We start from the raw sequence: 13,562 nt of genomic DNA, 5'->3' as shown, positions 1-13,562 counted from the left end.
TCCATCAAAAGGGTGATCAACCGTGGGAGGCCCCGGTCGCGGAATGGTCGTGTTGGGCGGAGAAGATCACCTGGAGGTTCGGGAGGATGATGAATTCCGCCCCCCGCTTGACGAGGCAATCGATGAAATCTGGTCGCCAGCGCATCCCCACGCTCGGCGGCGGCTCGCCGGCGGTGCGAAGCAGCGTTGTCACTTCGTGGACCTTGTCCGTGCGGATGCCCGTCAGAACCGATTCGCCGTCGATCTCGATCGAGATGACGATGATGCGGCTGTCGATCGTCGGCTTGGTCGCTTCCATGCCGAATGCGAGACGGATATCGGCAAGCGGGATGACCTTGCCGCGGAAGTTGATGACGCTGCCGACAAAGGCCTTGGCGCCCGGAACCATGGTCTCCGGCAGAAGATCGAGGATCTCCTGCACAATGAAGGCTTCCAGCGCGAAAACTTCGCCTGCGATGTCGAATGTCAGGACTTCCAGCTCGTCGCGGCCGCCCCAAAGGTCCTGAGAAATCTTTCTGACTGCTTCGTTCATCCGGCCGCGCGCAGATGCGCCTCCTGTTGTTGCCCCTCGGCCACCAGATGACCGACGTCGAGGATCAGCGCCACGTCCCCGTCGCCGAGGATGGTCGCACCCGAGAAAGTGGCGACGTCATGGTGCAGTTTCGACATGCCCTTGATGACCGTCTGGTGATCGCCAATGATCTGGTCGACGACCAGGCCGACCCGTTCGGAACCTGTCGAGATGACGACCACCTTCTGGAAGGGGTCGGGCTTGGTGCCGGTGCGGAAGAGATCGCGAAGCCTGAGAAATGGCACGAGACTGTCGCGCAGCGAGATGAAGCTGCGGCCGCGTGAGCGCATGTCTTCTTCAATCGAGAGCTCGAGGCATTCCTCGACCGCCGAGAGCGGGATGACATAGCGGCCGTCGCCGACCCGCACGAGCAGTCCGTCGATGATCGCGAGCGTCAGAGGGATCGCCAGCGAAATCTCGGAACCTTCGCCAGGATGGCTTGCAACGTTGATCGTGCCGCGGAGTGCATCGATGGTCCGCTTGACCACATCCATGCCGACACCGCGGCCTGAAAGGTTGGTGACCGTCTGGGCTGTCGAGAAGCCGGGGTGGAAGATCAGCTGGTAGAGTTCCTGATCGGTGAGGCTGGCATTCGGCGGGATGAGGCCGGAGGATTCCGCCTTGGCGCGCACCCGTTCGCGGTTGATGCCGCGACCGTCGTCCTTGATAGTGATAATGACTTCGCCGGCCTGCTGGCGGGCGGAAAGCAAGATATGCCCCGCTTGTGATTTGCCGGCGGCAAGCCGTTCCTCGGGGGTCTCGAGACCGTGGTCGCAAGAGTTGCGCACCAGATGCACCAGCGGATCGGCCAGGCGTTCGATGACGCTCTTGTCGACTTCCGTGCTTTCGCCCTCGGTGACCAGTTCGATCGTCTTGCCGGTTTCATGCGAAAGATCGTGCACCAGCCTGCGGAAACGGCTGAAGAGATGCGCGACCGGTACCATGCGCAGCACCATCATCGTATCGCGCAGCTCGCCTGAAAGGCGTTCCACATCTTCCGAGACGGCCCGCAGCTGCAGATCGCCGCTGCCGCCTGCAAGCTGGCTGAGGCGCGACTGGGCGATGACGAGTTCGCCGACCCGGTCCATCAACTCGTCGAGTTTTTCGGCGGGCACGCGGACGTTTTCGGACGCCTTGTTCTGCTTCGTCTCGACGGGAGCTGCAGCGATCGGCGCAGGTGCAGCCGCATGCAGGACGACAACCGGTGCCGCCGCAGGCTGGGGTGCCGCGGCGGGCTGCGATGCTGTAACCGGGGCTTCCGTCTTGGCCGGTGCCTTGGCGGCGACCGAAGTCTCGACGGTTATGACTTCGAGCTGCATCTCGTCCATGACGAAGATGAATACATCGTCGATCGCAGACCGCGGCTGGGTGGTCAGAAGCTCGACTTCCCAGGAGACATAGAGATCGGTTGGCGCGAGAAGGTCGAGCGATGGGATGGCAGAGCGGTCTGCCACGATCCGGCACTCGCCGAGCTCGCGCAGTTCGTCGAGAAGCGGCAGCGGATTGGTGCCGTTTGCCATTGCGTTCTGCGGCAAGCTGAAGCGGATCTTGAAATGGTTCTGGCCCGGAGCAGTTTTGGCGGAACCGGAAGACCCGGCGTTGTTGGCGCCATCGACGGCAGCGCGCAGACTGGCGAGAAGCGCTTCGCCAGTCGCCTCATGGTCGCCATTCGGCGTGTCGACCAGGGCACGCATGTGATCCTTGGCCTCGAGAACCGCCGTGACCAGCTCCTGTGTTGCAGGAACTTCGCCCTTGCGGACGCGGTCGAACGCCGTCTCGCAATGATGGGTGAAAGCAGCCAGGGCATCGAAGCCGAACATGGCTCCCGATCCCTTCAAAGTGTGGAGTCCGCGGAAGACCGCGTCCACCTGATCCTTGTCGCCGAGGTTTACGTTCAGGTCGAGAAGCCCAGCTTCGATCTGTTCCAGAAGCTCGGCAGCCTCTGTCCTGAAAACCGCGATAGGATCGGGAAAGCTCATCTGCCGAGTACCTTTCGAACGATCTTGACCAGGCTTTCCGGGTCGAAGGGCTTGGTGAGCCAACCGGTGGCACCGGCGGCCTTGGCTTCCTGCTTGATGTCGTTGTCGGATTCCGTCGTCAGGAAGATGACCGGAACGCCCATATGGGCCGGCATCTTGCGCAGTTCCCGGATCATCGTCAGGCCGTCCATGTTCGGCATGTTGAGATCGGTGACGATCAGGTCGAACTGGCTGGCGCTAAGCTTGGCGATGCCGTCCATGCCGTCGACTGCTTCCGTGATCTGGTATCCGGCATTGCTGAGGGCGACGCGCGTCGTCAGCCGGATGCTGGCGGAATCGTCGACTGTTAAGATGCTGGCGCTCATTGAATACCCCCTTGATGAAGCCAGAATTTCAGGTCTTCAGCGGACATCCCGTCGAGGAAGCCGCTGCGCTTCAAGACATCGAGCGTTGGGCCGCTGGCGGGACGGGCTAACGCGATTTGCTTTCCGGCTGCGGCGGCGTAGATGCGCGCCGCTTCCATGAGTTGAATGAAGCTGATGTCCACTTGGCAATCATCGTCGAGTTCGATGGTTGCGGACGCGGTTTTGTCCAGAAACTGCAGCATTTCCCGCTGCACGGTTGCAATCGTGCGAACAGTCAGGTTCTGCGGCGGGCGAAAGTAATCCTCTTGAACATCGGAAGCAGGCATTCTTACCTCAATATAATTCCGAAAACGCTGAAATAGCTGGCCGAATGTGGACTTGCATCGTTAATGCGGAGTTAACCGACCATGGCCATTTCTCACGAAACAAAACTGATAGGTTGCATTTTGCCGCGCTAATGAGCGGGAAAATTAACCACAAGTCGCAAACGACCGCCGCTATTCTGCGGGAATTAACTCATCGTCCCTCAGAGTAGTTCTCGCGCAGGACAAAACCGTGCCCGAACTTGCTGGCGCGGAACTGTCCCAAAACAATGCAGGCGAGTTCATCGTCGTATCTTCAGCAGGCAGAGGTCCCGTGGGGACCTGAAAGGTGAGGCAAAGTGGCTGTCAGGGCATCCATTTTTGACATCGTGAGTAGCTCGACTGGCGTTCTCGCCTTCGTCGACCGGATGGAAACGGCACGCTCGCGTATTGAGGAGCGTTTTCTCGATGGCGGCGCGGCGCTCCTGTCGATCCTCGATGTGCTGAACAAGCTGATCACCTCCCTCGACCAGTTGACCGGTTCGCTGGACGAAGGAACGGCAAACGCCACGATGACCGAGCTGAAGACCACGGTCGAGCGGCTGTCGCACCTGACCAGGCTCGAATCCGGACGCCAGGTCGGCTTCCAGGAAATCGCCTCCGCGGAACGAAAACTCCGGCCTCAGATCGAGGACATGCAGGAAACGCTGCGCTATCTGCGCACCTTCGCCGTGACTGCCAAGATCACCGGGGCCGGTATTGCCGATTTTGCGGGCTTCGCGGAAGAGATTCTCGCAAAGATCCAGGAGGGGTCACGCCAGGTCAACGATCTGGCCGGCAAGCTGAGCACCCTCGGCCATGGCCTAGGGCCAGTGATGATCAAGGGAAAGGCGATCCTGGCGAGCTACGACGAAACGGTGCCGCAAATCGTTTCCGGACTCTCCAACGGCGCGGCCGAGATCGGCAAACACCGCAAACTGCTCGTCGAGCGCGCAGCAAGGGTGCGTACCGTCGCAAGCGGCATCCAGTCGAAGCTCGCCTCGACGCTGTCGGCCATGCAGGTCGGCGATATCACCCGCCAGCGTATTGAACACTGCCAGTCGAGCCTGCGCATCCTTTCGGATTATCTGGAAGCGCCTGGGGCCGCAAAACTAACCGGCGGCCAGCGCGAAAGCCTGTCTCTGATCATCCGCAAGCTCGTCTCGCTGCAGCTCAATCAATCGATCTCCGACTTTGAACGCGATACTGCAAAGATCGTCGCCATCGTCGCAAGCTTCCGGTCCGATCTGTCGCAGATCGAGGCCCTTCGTGCGGCGATGACCGATGCCGACAGCGGCAACAACAACAATGCGATCCGGCAACTGGAGACCGGTGTGGCCGCCGCTCGCGGCGCCGTGCGCGAAATCGAGGATGTCGCCCATCGCGCCGGCGAACTCAGCCGGGCGACCAGCGACACCGTCAGGGAACTTCTCGACGGCATCGGCACTGTCCAGATCGTGCGCACCGACATTCATTATATGGCACTCAATACCAACCTGCGCTGCAGCAAGATAGGCGAAGAGGGCAAGGCTATAAATGTCGTGACCGCCGAACTGCGCAACTTTGCAGCAGCGCTCGACGGAACGGCTGAAAAGATCCTGACTGAACTCCAGACGCTCGAAATCGCCGCTAACAAGCTGACCAGCGTGCATGGCGAAGAAGGTGAACAAAGCCTCGATCAGCGCCTCGAAAACGCGCTTGAGAATATCCGCTCCGTCGGCGACCGGATGGATGCCCAGATGCTGGCGCTCGGCGATCAGAGCAGGACGGCCGTCGGCGAAATGGATATCGCGCTCGCCCGGTTGAACTTCAACGCCGAACTCGGCGAAGTGCTGCGCGCCTGTGCCGACGAGATGGAACTCGATGAGGACGTCTTCGAAGCGCCGGGCCTTGAAGAGGCGCTCGCGGAAGTCGGTGGCCGTATTGCTCGTCTTTATACGATGGTGACCGAACGCGAATTGCATGCCGCGGTGCTTGGCACGGCGCCGCCGATGGTCGCCGCGGCTGCCGCCACCACCATGTCGGATGAAGACATCGACGATGCCCTGTTCTGATCGGCCGGCGCCTGCGCGGACCGGCGGGGGCTGCATTCAGCGGCTTGTCCTGTTAAGATAAAGCGAAGGCCGCGCCTTGACCTTTGGGTGCGCCTGGGTCATGTGACCGCCTTTACTGACGCAGCGCTTGGAATACGGGACGAACCCCGCAAGTGCTCTAGAAGAGAAACACAATGAGCAAGCCAACATCCTCGGCGCCCTCCCAGCGCATGCTTCGCGTTGGCGAACAGGTCCGCGCCGCCATAACCCAGGTCCTGCAACGCGGCGAAGTGCGCGACGACCTCATCGAAAAGACCGTGATCTCGGTGTCCGAAGTGCGCATGTCGACAGACCTTAAGGTCGCCACGGCCTACGTGACACCCCTCGGCCTGCCGGATCATGCGGCAATCATCGAGGCGCTGAACCGCAACGCCAAATACATTCGCGGCCGTATCGGCGGTCAACTCCGGCAGATGAAATACATGCCGGAAGTCCGCTTCCGCGACGATACCAGCTTCGACAATTATAAGAAGATCGATGAGCTGCTGCGCTCGCCGGAGGTCCAGCGGGATCTCGATGGCGGCAATGAAGACAAAGAATAATCAAGAGAACGCATGTCAAAACCCCGCAAACCAAAGGGCCGCCCGATTTCCGGCTGGCTGATCCTCGACAAGCCGGTCGATTTCGGCTCGACCGAGGCCGTCTCCAAGATCAAGTGGCTGTTCAACGCCCAGAAGGCGGGACATGCCGGTACGCTCGATCCGCTCGCTTCCGGCATGCTGCCGATTGCGCTCGGCGATGCGACCAAGACCGTGCCTTACGTTATGGACGGACGCAAGATTTATGAATTCGCCGTCAGCTGGGGCGAAGAGCGTTCGACCGACGACCTCGAAGGCGAAGTCACAGCCGCTTCGGATATGCGTCCCGACGAACAGTCCATCCGCGATCTGCTGCCGAAATACACCGGCACGATCAGCCAGATCCCGCCACAGTTCTCGGCGATCAAGATTGCCGGCGAACGGGCCTATGACCTCGCTCGCGATGGCGAGACGGTCGATATCCCTTCCCGCGAAGTGGAGATCTTCCGGCTGACGCTGCTCGGCGTCACCGCGGACAAGGCGCATTTCGAGGTGGAATGCGGCAAGGGCACTTATGTGCGCGCGCTGGCCCGCGACTTCGGCCGCGATCTCGGCTGCTATGGTCACATTTCCGAACTGCGCCGCACCTTCGTCGCGCCGTTCGCCGAGGAAAAGATGGTTCCGCTCGCCGATCTCGTGGCGCTTGAGGAGATCGAGGACCGCGACGAACGCCTGGCGGCGCTCGATGAGTTCCTGATCGACACTGCCGAAGCGTTGTCCAGCCTGCCGCATCTGCCCGTCACCGACGATCAGGCGCACAGGCTGAAAATGGGCAACCCGGTCATTCTGCGCGGCCGCGATGCGCCGCTTGCGGAGGCCGAGGCCTATGCGACGGTGCGCGGCAAGCTGATCGCCATCGGCGAGATCGGCCAGGGCGAATTCCGGCCGAAGCGGGTGTTCGGCTGATCGGCGGACGCCTCTTCCAATTGCAACGTGAATGGTCTATAGGCAGCGCCAGCATCAGGAGCCTATAGGCATCCTACTGCATTCATGGCCGAAGCTGAACGACATCTCGGCTTCTGGCGTCTCGTTCTCCTCTTTACGAAAGGATCGTAAGATGTCGATCACTGCCGAGCGCAAGACTGCGCTGATCAAGGAATATGCAACCGTCGAAGGCGACACCGGTTCTCCGGAAATTCAGGTCGCAATCCTGACGGAACGCATCAACAACCTGACGGGTCACTTCAAGGATCACAAGAAGGACAACCACTCGCGTCGTGGCCTTCTGACCATGGTTTCCACCCGTCGCTCGCTTCTTGATTATCTCAAGAAGAAGGACGAGGCCCGTTACAGCAAGATCATTGCTGCTCTGGGTATTCGCCGCTAAAAATTTCCGGCGGGCGCTCTTGGAGCGCCTGCCGGTTCTTTATTCGGGCCAAGGTCCGATGAAATGTTTGCGCTACGCCCTAGTTCGCGTGGTGACTGCCCGCAGACCCGGATGGGCCGGATCTGCCAAACAAACCGTTGACCTGTCATGGGGCAGGATTGCCGGATGCTTTCGGCCAAAGCCCTCGGGGCTTTAGCCGCGGCTCCTTTCCAGGATGCCGGTGATGCAAAGCCTCCCGTTGTCTTGCCCATGATGTGTCACATTGATTGCGGTCGACTGTACGCTACGCCTGATATCGGCGATGCGTGTGCTCCCGCATTGAAGGACAAGACATATGTTCAATACTCATTCCGTCGAAATCGAATGGGCCGGCCGCCCGCTGAGGCTGGAAACGGGCAAGATCGCCCGCCAGGCTGACGGCGCGGTTCTCGCAACCTACGGCGAGACCGTCGTTCTCGCGACCGTTGTTTCCGCCAAGGCTCCGAAGCCTGGCCAGGATTTCTTCCCGCTCACCGTCAACTACCAGGAAAAGACCTATGCCGCCGGCAAGATCCCGGGCGGCTATTTCAAGCGCGAAGGTCGTCCGTCGGAAAAGGAAACGCTGGTTTCCCGCCTGATCGACCGTCCGATCCGCCCGCTCTTCCCGGAAGGCTACAAGAACGATACCCAGGTCGTCGTTACCGTCGTGCAGCACGACCTTGAGAACGATCCGGACGTCTTGTCGATGGTTGCGGCATCTGCTGCGCTGACGCTCTCCGGCGTTCCCTTCATGGGCCCGGTCGGCGGCGCCCGCGTTGGTTACATCAACGGCGAATACGTCCTGAACCCGCATCTCGACGAGATGGACGAGTCGGTTCTCGATCTCGTCGTCGCCGGTACGGGCGATGCCGTCCTGATGGTCGAATCCGAAGCCAAGGAACTCAACGAAGACATCATGCTCGGCGCCGTCATGTTCGGCCACCGCGGTTTCCAGCCGGTCATTGACGCGATCATCAAGCTCGCTGAAGTCGCCGCCAAGGAACCCCGCGAGTTCGAACCGGAAGATCATTCCGAGCTCGAAGCCGAAATGCTCAAGCACTTCGAAGCCGAACTTCGCGAAGGCTACAAGATCACCCAGAAGGCTGACCGTTACGCAGCCGTCGACGCCGTCAAGGCGAAGGTGAAGGCCCACTTCTTCCCAGAGGGCGTCGAGCCGAAGTACAATGCCGAAGTCATCGGCGCCGTGTTCAAGCACCTGCAGGCCAAGATCGTTCGCTGGAACATCCTCGACACCAAGAGCCGCATCGATGGCCGTGATCTCGAGACCGTCCGCCCGATCGTTTCGGAAGTCGGCATCCTGCCGCGCACCCACGGTTCCGCCCTCTTCACCCGCGGCGAGACCCAGGCGATCGTTGTCGCCACGCTCGGCACCGGCGAAGACGAACAGTACGTCGACAGCCTGACCGGCATGTACAAGGAGCGCTTCCTGCTCCATTACAACTTCCCTCCCTACTCGGTTGGTGAAACCGGCCGCATGGGCTCCCCGGGCCGCCGCGAAATCGGCCATGGCAAGCTCGCCTGGCGCGCCATCCGCCCGATGCTGCCGACGGTAGAGCAGTTCCCCTACACGCTGCGCGTCGTCTCCGAAATCACCGAATCCAACGGCTCGTCTTCGATGGCGACCGTCTGCGGCACCTCGCTCGCGCTGATGGACGCCGGCGTACCGCTGGCCAAGCCGGTTGCCGGCATCGCCATGGGCCTCATCCTCGAAGGTGAACGGTTTGCCGTTCTCTCCGACATCCTCGGCGACGAAGACCACCTCGGCGACATGGACTTCAAGGTAGCGGGTACTGCCGACGGCATCACCTCGCTGCAGATGGACATCAAGATCGCCGGTATCACCGAAGAGATCATGAAGGTCGCGCTCAACCAGGCACAGGGCGGCCGCAAGCACATCCTCGGCGAAATGGCCAATGCCATCACCGAGAGCCGCGGCCAGCTCGGCGAATTCGCACCGCGCATCGAAGTGATGAACATCCCGGTCGACAAGATCCGTGAAGTCATCGGTTCGGGCGGCAAGGTCATCCGCGAAATCGTCGAAAAGACCGGCGCCAAGATCAACATCGAGGACGACGGCACCGTCAAGATCGCTTCGTCTTCCGGCAAGGAAATCGAAGCCGCCCGCAAGTGGATCCACTCGATCGTTGCCGAGCCGGAAGTTGGCGCTATCTATGAAGGCACGGTCGTCAAGACCGCCGACTTCGGTGCTTTCGTAAACTTCTTCGGCGCCCGCGACGGCCTCGTGCACATCTCGCAGCTCGCTTCCGAGCGTGTTGCCAAGACCCAGGACGTCGTCAAGGAAGGCGACAAGGTCTGGGTCAAGCTGATGGGCTTCGACGAGCGCGGCAAGGTTCGCCTGTCGATGAAGGTCGTCGACCAAGCCACCGGCCAGGAAGTCAAGAAGGCTGAAGGCGAAGCCGCCGAATAAGGCCTTCGTCTTCCCGAGACATCGAGGCGCGGAAGCTCTTCCGCGCCTTTTGTTTATCTGCTGCCACGAGACGAACCCACGAGACCAGCCATGAGCCGAGACGCCTTGAAAACCCTGTTCCATCCCTTCGACACCGAGGCTGTTCCGATGCCCGGCGAAGGCGAGCGCGTGCTCTTCCTGGGCGCCGAGGCAGGCAATGCCTTGCCCGAGGGGTTTGCGGCGGAAATCACCGCGGTGCAGCCGTTCCGGCCGCTGTTCCGGACCTTGCGCGACGGCGCCTTTCCCGAGGCCGAGGGCGACGGTTACGATTTTGGGCTGGTGCTCTGCGGCAAGCATCGCGGCGAGAACGAGAACCGTGTCGCCGAGGCTCTTGAGCGTGTCAGAACAGGCGGCGTCATCATCGTGGCTGGCGGTAAGGAAGATGGCATCCAGCCGCTCCGCAACACGCTCCTGAAGCTCGGCATAGAACTCGACTACACTCCGAAATATCATGGCGTCGCCATATGGTTCGCCAGGCCCGCCAATGCCGATGCTGCGATCAAGGCGCTGAAGAAGTCGACCGTGGTGATCGACGCCCGGTTCGAGGCAGCACCGGGCATGTTCTCCCACGAGCGCGTGGACGCAGGCTCGGAACTGCTCGCAGGCCGTCTGCCGACCGATTTCGACGGCAACGCCGCCGACTTCGGCGCCGGCTGGGGGTATCTCTCGGTGATGCTGGCGGAAAAGTCGAAGCGTGTAAACCGCATCGATCTCTTCGAAGCCGATTACCAGGCACTGGAATTTGCCAAGCGCAACATCGCGCGCAACTGCCCGGATCTCAACGCCCGTTTCTACTGGCAGGACCTTGGCGCCGAGCCGCCGAAGGAAAAATACGACCTCGTCATCATGAACCCGCCGTTCCACGAGGCGCAGGCGACGGATCCGGAACTCGGCAAGACGATGATCCGCACTGCCGCCGCGGCACTCAAGAACGGCGGCCGCCTGATGCTGGTCGCCAATCGCGGCCTGACCTACGAGCCGGTCCTGGCCGAAGGTTTCCGCGAAAGCGGCGAGACTTGCCGCAACGCCCGCTTTAAGGTTCTATGGGCGAAGAAGTAAGCCGATCCTAAGCCGCCTCGATATCCTTGCGAGCGGCGCTGGCCAGGAAGGCTGAGCGCGTCAGCCCGCGCTCTTTTGCGGCCGCGTCGATCGCGTCGAGCATGCCTTTTTCAAAAGTGACGTTGGCACGCACGACGCGTGTATCATCCTCGATGAAGGGAATACGCGCCAGGAACGCTCCCTTGGAGAGTTCTGCGCGAATCTCGCTATGGGACATTAGTTCTTCATAGGAGGAGGGAGCCGGTAGTGCGTCATCTTCCGCCCAGAGCCGAAGCGCTTCGATCGCATTCGCAGTCAGGTCATCCTCGATATCGGCCGCGGAAAAAACCGACGGCAGGTCGGGGAAGCTGATGCCGAAAGCGCTGTCGCTGTCTTTATGCACGAGCGCAATGAAATATTTCATCGGTCTACCTCAACCCATCCAGCCTGCTTGGCAATCGCAAGCGCGGTCCCAACAGGCAGGTCTTTCTTCGGGTGCGGAACGATGATGGTTTGCGCACCCTTGCGGAGCTTGTGGTGTGAGCCTTTTACGGAGATGAGTTCGTAACCGTCGCGTTTCAGCCTCGCGATGATCTTGTGACTGTTCCGCTCCACGGGGCACGCCTTTGCTATGCGAAAAACATAGCGCGGTCGAGATGAGGGATCAAGATGCGCATTATTATGCGCATCTTATTCATTCCGAATCCGCGTTCCGCAGCCGGTCGAGGCTCGGCAGCGACGTGATGTTGTAGCCGGCATCCACGTAGTGGATTTCGCCAGTCACGCCGCGGGAAAGGTCCGAGAGCAGGTAGAGGGCCGAGCCGCCGATATCCTCGATGGTGGCCGTGCGACGCAGGGGCGCGTTCTTCTGGTTCCAGGAATAGATCGCGCGCGCGTCGGAAATGCCCGCACCCGCAAGCGTGCGCACGGGGCCTGCCGAGATTGCGTTGACGCGGATGTCGCGTGGGCCGTAATCGGCGGCGAGATAGCGCACCGAGCTTTCCAGCGCCGCCTTTGCAACGCCCATGACGTTGTAGTTCGGGATGACCCGCATCGAACCGCCATAGGTCAACGTCAGGATCGTTCCGCCATCGATCATCAGGTCCGCCGCCCGTTTGGAAATCTCGGTGAAGGAGAAGCAGGAAATCACCATGGTGCGGCTGAAATTCTCGCGCGTCGTGTCGGCGTAGAGGCCTTTCAGCTCGTTCTTGTCGGAAAAGCCGATGGCATGCACCAGGAAGTCCAGCTTGCCCCAGCGTTCCTTGATCGCCGCGAAGGTCGCGTCCACCGAGGCGATATCCTCGACATCGCAAGGCACCACGAAATCGGAATTGAGTTCGGCTGCGAGCGGCTTGACCCGCTTGCCGAGCGCTTCGCCCTGAAAGGTGAAGGCGAGTTCGGCGCCTTGCGCTGCGACGGCTTTCGAAATCCCCCAGGCGATGGAGTGATTATTGGCGACCCCCATGATCAGGCCGCGTTTCCCCTGCATGATTCCGGTCATGGATTTACCCGTTAAAGCGCTGGAAGACGAGCGTGGCGTTGGTGCCGCCGAACCCGAAGGAATTGGAAAGAACCGTATCGATCTTGGCGTCGTCGATCCGCTTGCGGACGATCGGCACACCTTCGAATTCCGGGTCCAGGTTCTCGATATGGGCGCTTTCGCCGATGAAGCGTTCCTGCATCATCAAAAGGCCGTAGATCGATTCCTGCACGCCGGCGCCGCCAAGCGAATGGCCGGTCAGCGACTTGGTCGACTGGATATGCGGGATCTTGTCACCGAAGACCTGGCGGATCGCGCCGATCTCCTTGCTGTCTCCGACCGGCGTCGAGGTGCCGTGGGTGTTGATGTAGTCGATATCGCCTTTCACGGTCGCCAGCGCCTGGCGCATGCATCGCATCGCGCCTTCGCCCGAGGGGGCGACCATGTCGTAGCCATCCGACGTCGCGCCGTAGCCGACGATTTCCGCATAGATCTTGGCGCCGCGGGCCTTGGCATGCTCGAGTTCTTCGAGAACCAGCACGCCGGCGCCGCCGGCGATGACGAAACCGTCGCGGTCGACGTCATAGGCGCGGGAGGCCTTGTCGGGATTGTTGTTGTACTTGGTGGACATGGCGCCCATGGCGTCGAACAGGTTCGACATCGTCCAGTCGAGGTCCTCGTGGCCACCGGCGAACATCACGTCCTGCTTGCCCCACTGGATCATCTCCGCAGCGTTGCCGATGCAGTGCGCGGATGTCGAGCAGGCGGACGAGATCGAATAGTTGACGCCGTGGATCTTGAACCAGGTGGCGAGCGTCGCGGACGCCGTGGAGGACATCGCCTTCGGCACGGCAAACGGGCCGATCCGCTTGGGGCTGTTGTTCTTGAGCGTGATCTCGGCGGCTTCGATCAATGTGCGGGTGGAGGGGCCGCCGGAGCCCATGATGATGCCGGTCCGCTCGTTCTCGCCGATATCCTTGTCTTCGAGACCGGAATCGGCGATCGCCTGTTTCATGGCGACATGGTTCCAGGCGCCGCCCTGGGAAAGGAAGCGCATCGCGCGGCGGTCGACGAGATCGGTCGGGTCGAGCGTCGGCTTGCCCCAGACCTGGCACTTGAAGCCGTGCTCGGCGAAATCGGGAGAGAAGGAAATGCCGGACTTTGCCTGACGCAAGGATTCGGTGACTTCGGCGGCATCGCTCCCGATCGAGGATACGATACCGAGACCCGTTACAACTACCCGTCTCATCTCATCAAAACCTTTTCTGCTTGTTCTGCTTTGGC

Annotated in this window: 14 protein-coding genes; 6 read left to right on the top strand and 8 right to left on the bottom strand. The window is 61.0% G+C overall.

Features of this window, described 5'->3' with window-relative positions; genetic code table 11:
• Positions 1-16 precede the first annotated feature (16 nt).
• The 4 genes from MOV61_RS06225 to MOV61_RS06210 are packed head-to-tail and all read right to left on the bottom strand — an operon-like array spanning position 17 to position 3,241.
• Entirely contained in the window at positions 17-532 is a 516-nt protein-coding gene (locus MOV61_RS06225) for a chemotaxis protein CheW (protein ID WP_038591915.1), read from the bottom strand.
• Positions 529-2,550 carry a chemotaxis protein CheA gene (locus MOV61_RS06220; protein ID WP_247135965.1) on the bottom strand — a complete coding sequence of 674 codons (2,022 nt, stop codon included), beginning with the start codon at positions 2,548-2,550 and terminating at the stop codon, positions 529-531. Before MOV61_RS06220 ends, MOV61_RS06225 begins: the two co-directional genes overlap by 4 nt.
• A complete protein-coding gene (locus tag MOV61_RS06215) occupies positions 2,547-2,915 on the bottom strand; it encodes a response regulator (protein ID WP_038547692.1) in 369 nt (122 codons plus the stop codon). The genes MOV61_RS06220 and MOV61_RS06215 overlap by 4 nt, the downstream gene beginning before the upstream one ends.
• Positions 2,912-3,241, bottom strand: a complete 330-nt coding sequence (locus tag MOV61_RS06210; protein ID WP_247135964.1) for a hypothetical protein — start codon at positions 3,239-3,241, stop codon at positions 2,912-2,914. The genes MOV61_RS06215 and MOV61_RS06210 overlap by 4 nt, the downstream gene beginning before the upstream one ends.
• A 365-nt stretch (positions 3,242-3,606) precedes the next feature.
• On the opposite strand from MOV61_RS06210, the gene MOV61_RS06205 reads away from it, so the two are divergent.
• The 6 genes from MOV61_RS06205 to MOV61_RS06180 all read left to right on the top strand — a co-directional run bounded on the left by MOV61_RS06205 (position 3,607) and on the right by MOV61_RS06180 (position 10,819).
• Positions 3,607-5,310, top strand: coding sequence for a chemotaxis protein (locus tag MOV61_RS06205; RefSeq protein WP_247135963.1), 1,704 nt, complete (start codon positions 3,607-3,609; stop codon positions 5,308-5,310).
• Positions 5,311-5,483: 173 nt separating this feature from the next.
• A complete protein-coding gene (rbfA, locus tag MOV61_RS06200; protein ID WP_038547695.1) occupies positions 5,484-5,891 on the top strand; it encodes a 30S ribosome-binding factor RbfA in 408 nt (135 codons plus the stop codon).
• Positions 5,892-5,903: 12 nt separating this feature from the next.
• The gene (gene truB, locus MOV61_RS06195; RefSeq protein ID WP_038547697.1) at positions 5,904-6,833 is read left to right on the top strand and encodes a tRNA pseudouridine(55) synthase TruB; all 930 of its coding nucleotides are present in this window, start codon (positions 5,904-5,906) and stop codon (positions 6,831-6,833) included.
• A gap of 151 nt (positions 6,834-6,984) precedes the next feature.
• Entirely contained in the window at positions 6,985-7,254 is a 270-nt protein-coding gene (rpsO, locus tag MOV61_RS06190) for a 30S ribosomal protein S15 (protein WP_038547700.1), read from the top strand.
• A 334-nt stretch (positions 7,255-7,588) separates the two neighbouring features.
• Complete coding sequence (gene pnp, locus MOV61_RS06185; RefSeq protein ID WP_247135962.1) at positions 7,589-9,721, top strand: polyribonucleotide nucleotidyltransferase; 2,133 nt, start codon at positions 7,589-7,591, stop codon at positions 9,719-9,721.
• A 90-nt stretch (positions 9,722-9,811) separates the two neighbouring features.
• On the top strand, positions 9,812-10,819 hold the full coding sequence (locus MOV61_RS06180; RefSeq protein ID WP_247135961.1) for a class I SAM-dependent methyltransferase: 1,008 nt from the start codon (positions 9,812-9,814) through the stop codon (positions 10,817-10,819).
• Positions 10,820-10,826: 7 nt separating this feature from the next.
• On the opposite strand, the gene MOV61_RS06175 is transcribed toward MOV61_RS06180, so the two are convergent.
• The 4 genes from MOV61_RS06175 to fabB form a co-directional block, all read right to left on the bottom strand.
• Positions 10,827-11,222, bottom strand: a complete 396-nt coding sequence (locus MOV61_RS06175) for a type II toxin-antitoxin system HicB family antitoxin (protein ID WP_247135960.1) — start codon at positions 11,220-11,222, stop codon at positions 10,827-10,829.
• A complete protein-coding gene (locus tag MOV61_RS06170) occupies positions 11,219-11,413 on the bottom strand; it encodes a type II toxin-antitoxin system HicA family toxin (RefSeq protein ID WP_247135959.1) in 195 nt (64 codons plus the stop codon). Before MOV61_RS06170 ends, MOV61_RS06175 begins: the two co-directional genes overlap by 4 nt.
• A 79-nt stretch (positions 11,414-11,492) precedes the next feature.
• Complete coding sequence (gene fabI, locus MOV61_RS06165; RefSeq protein WP_038547712.1) at positions 11,493-12,299, bottom strand: enoyl-ACP reductase FabI; 807 nt, start codon at positions 12,297-12,299, stop codon at positions 11,493-11,495.
• Positions 12,300-12,303: 4 nt separating this feature from the next.
• Positions 12,304-13,527 carry a beta-ketoacyl-ACP synthase I gene (gene fabB / locus MOV61_RS06160; RefSeq protein WP_247031890.1) on the bottom strand — a complete coding sequence of 408 codons (1,224 nt, stop codon included), beginning with the start codon at positions 13,525-13,527 and terminating at the stop codon, positions 12,304-12,306.
• Positions 13,528-13,562 lie beyond the last annotated feature (35 nt).

Origin of the sequence: Neorhizobium sp. BETTINA12A, assembly GCF_023006485.1 — a bacterium.
In the GTDB taxonomy this organism is placed as follows: domain Bacteria; phylum Pseudomonadota; class Alphaproteobacteria; order Rhizobiales; family Rhizobiaceae; genus Neorhizobium.
Note: the sequence above shows the minus strand (reverse complement) of the source record. Positions and strands in the feature narration are given on the sequence as shown.

What these genes read in the sequence shown, in the direction of transcription:
- MOV61_RS06225 (WP_038591915.1), bottom strand. Translation starts at nt 532, where the DNA reads ATGAACGAAGCAGTCAGAAAGATTTCTCAGGACCTTTGGGGCGGCCGC.
- MOV61_RS06220 (WP_247135965.1), bottom strand. Translation starts at nt 2,550, where the DNA reads ATGAGCTTTCCCGATCCTATCGCGGTTTTCAGGACAGAGGCTGCCGAG.
- MOV61_RS06215 (WP_038547692.1), bottom strand. Translation starts at nt 2,915, where the DNA reads ATGAGCGCCAGCATCTTAACAGTCGACGATTCCGCCAGCATCCGGCTG.
- MOV61_RS06210 (WP_247135964.1), bottom strand. Translation starts at nt 3,241, where the DNA reads ATGCCTGCTTCCGATGTTCAAGAGGATTACTTTCGCCCGCCGCAGAAC.
- rbfA (WP_038547695.1), top strand. Translation starts at nt 5,484, where the DNA reads ATGAGCAAGCCAACATCCTCGGCGCCCTCCCAGCGCATGCTTCGCGTT.
- truB (WP_038547697.1), top strand. Translation starts at nt 5,904, where the DNA reads ATGTCAAAACCCCGCAAACCAAAGGGCCGCCCGATTTCCGGCTGGCTG.
- rpsO (WP_038547700.1), top strand. Translation starts at nt 6,985, where the DNA reads ATGTCGATCACTGCCGAGCGCAAGACTGCGCTGATCAAGGAATATGCA.
- pnp (WP_247135962.1), top strand. Translation starts at nt 7,589, where the DNA reads ATGTTCAATACTCATTCCGTCGAAATCGAATGGGCCGGCCGCCCGCTG.
- MOV61_RS06180 (WP_247135961.1), top strand. Translation starts at nt 9,812, where the DNA reads ATGAGCCGAGACGCCTTGAAAACCCTGTTCCATCCCTTCGACACCGAG.
- MOV61_RS06175 (WP_247135960.1), bottom strand. Translation starts at nt 11,222, where the DNA reads ATGAAATATTTCATTGCGCTCGTGCATAAAGACAGCGACAGCGCTTTC.
- fabI (WP_038547712.1), bottom strand. Translation starts at nt 12,299, where the DNA reads ATGACCGGAATCATGCAGGGGAAACGCGGCCTGATCATGGGGGTCGCC.
- fabB (WP_247031890.1), bottom strand. Translation starts at nt 13,527, where the DNA reads ATGAGACGGGTAGTTGTAACGGGTCTCGGTATCGTATCCTCGATCGGG.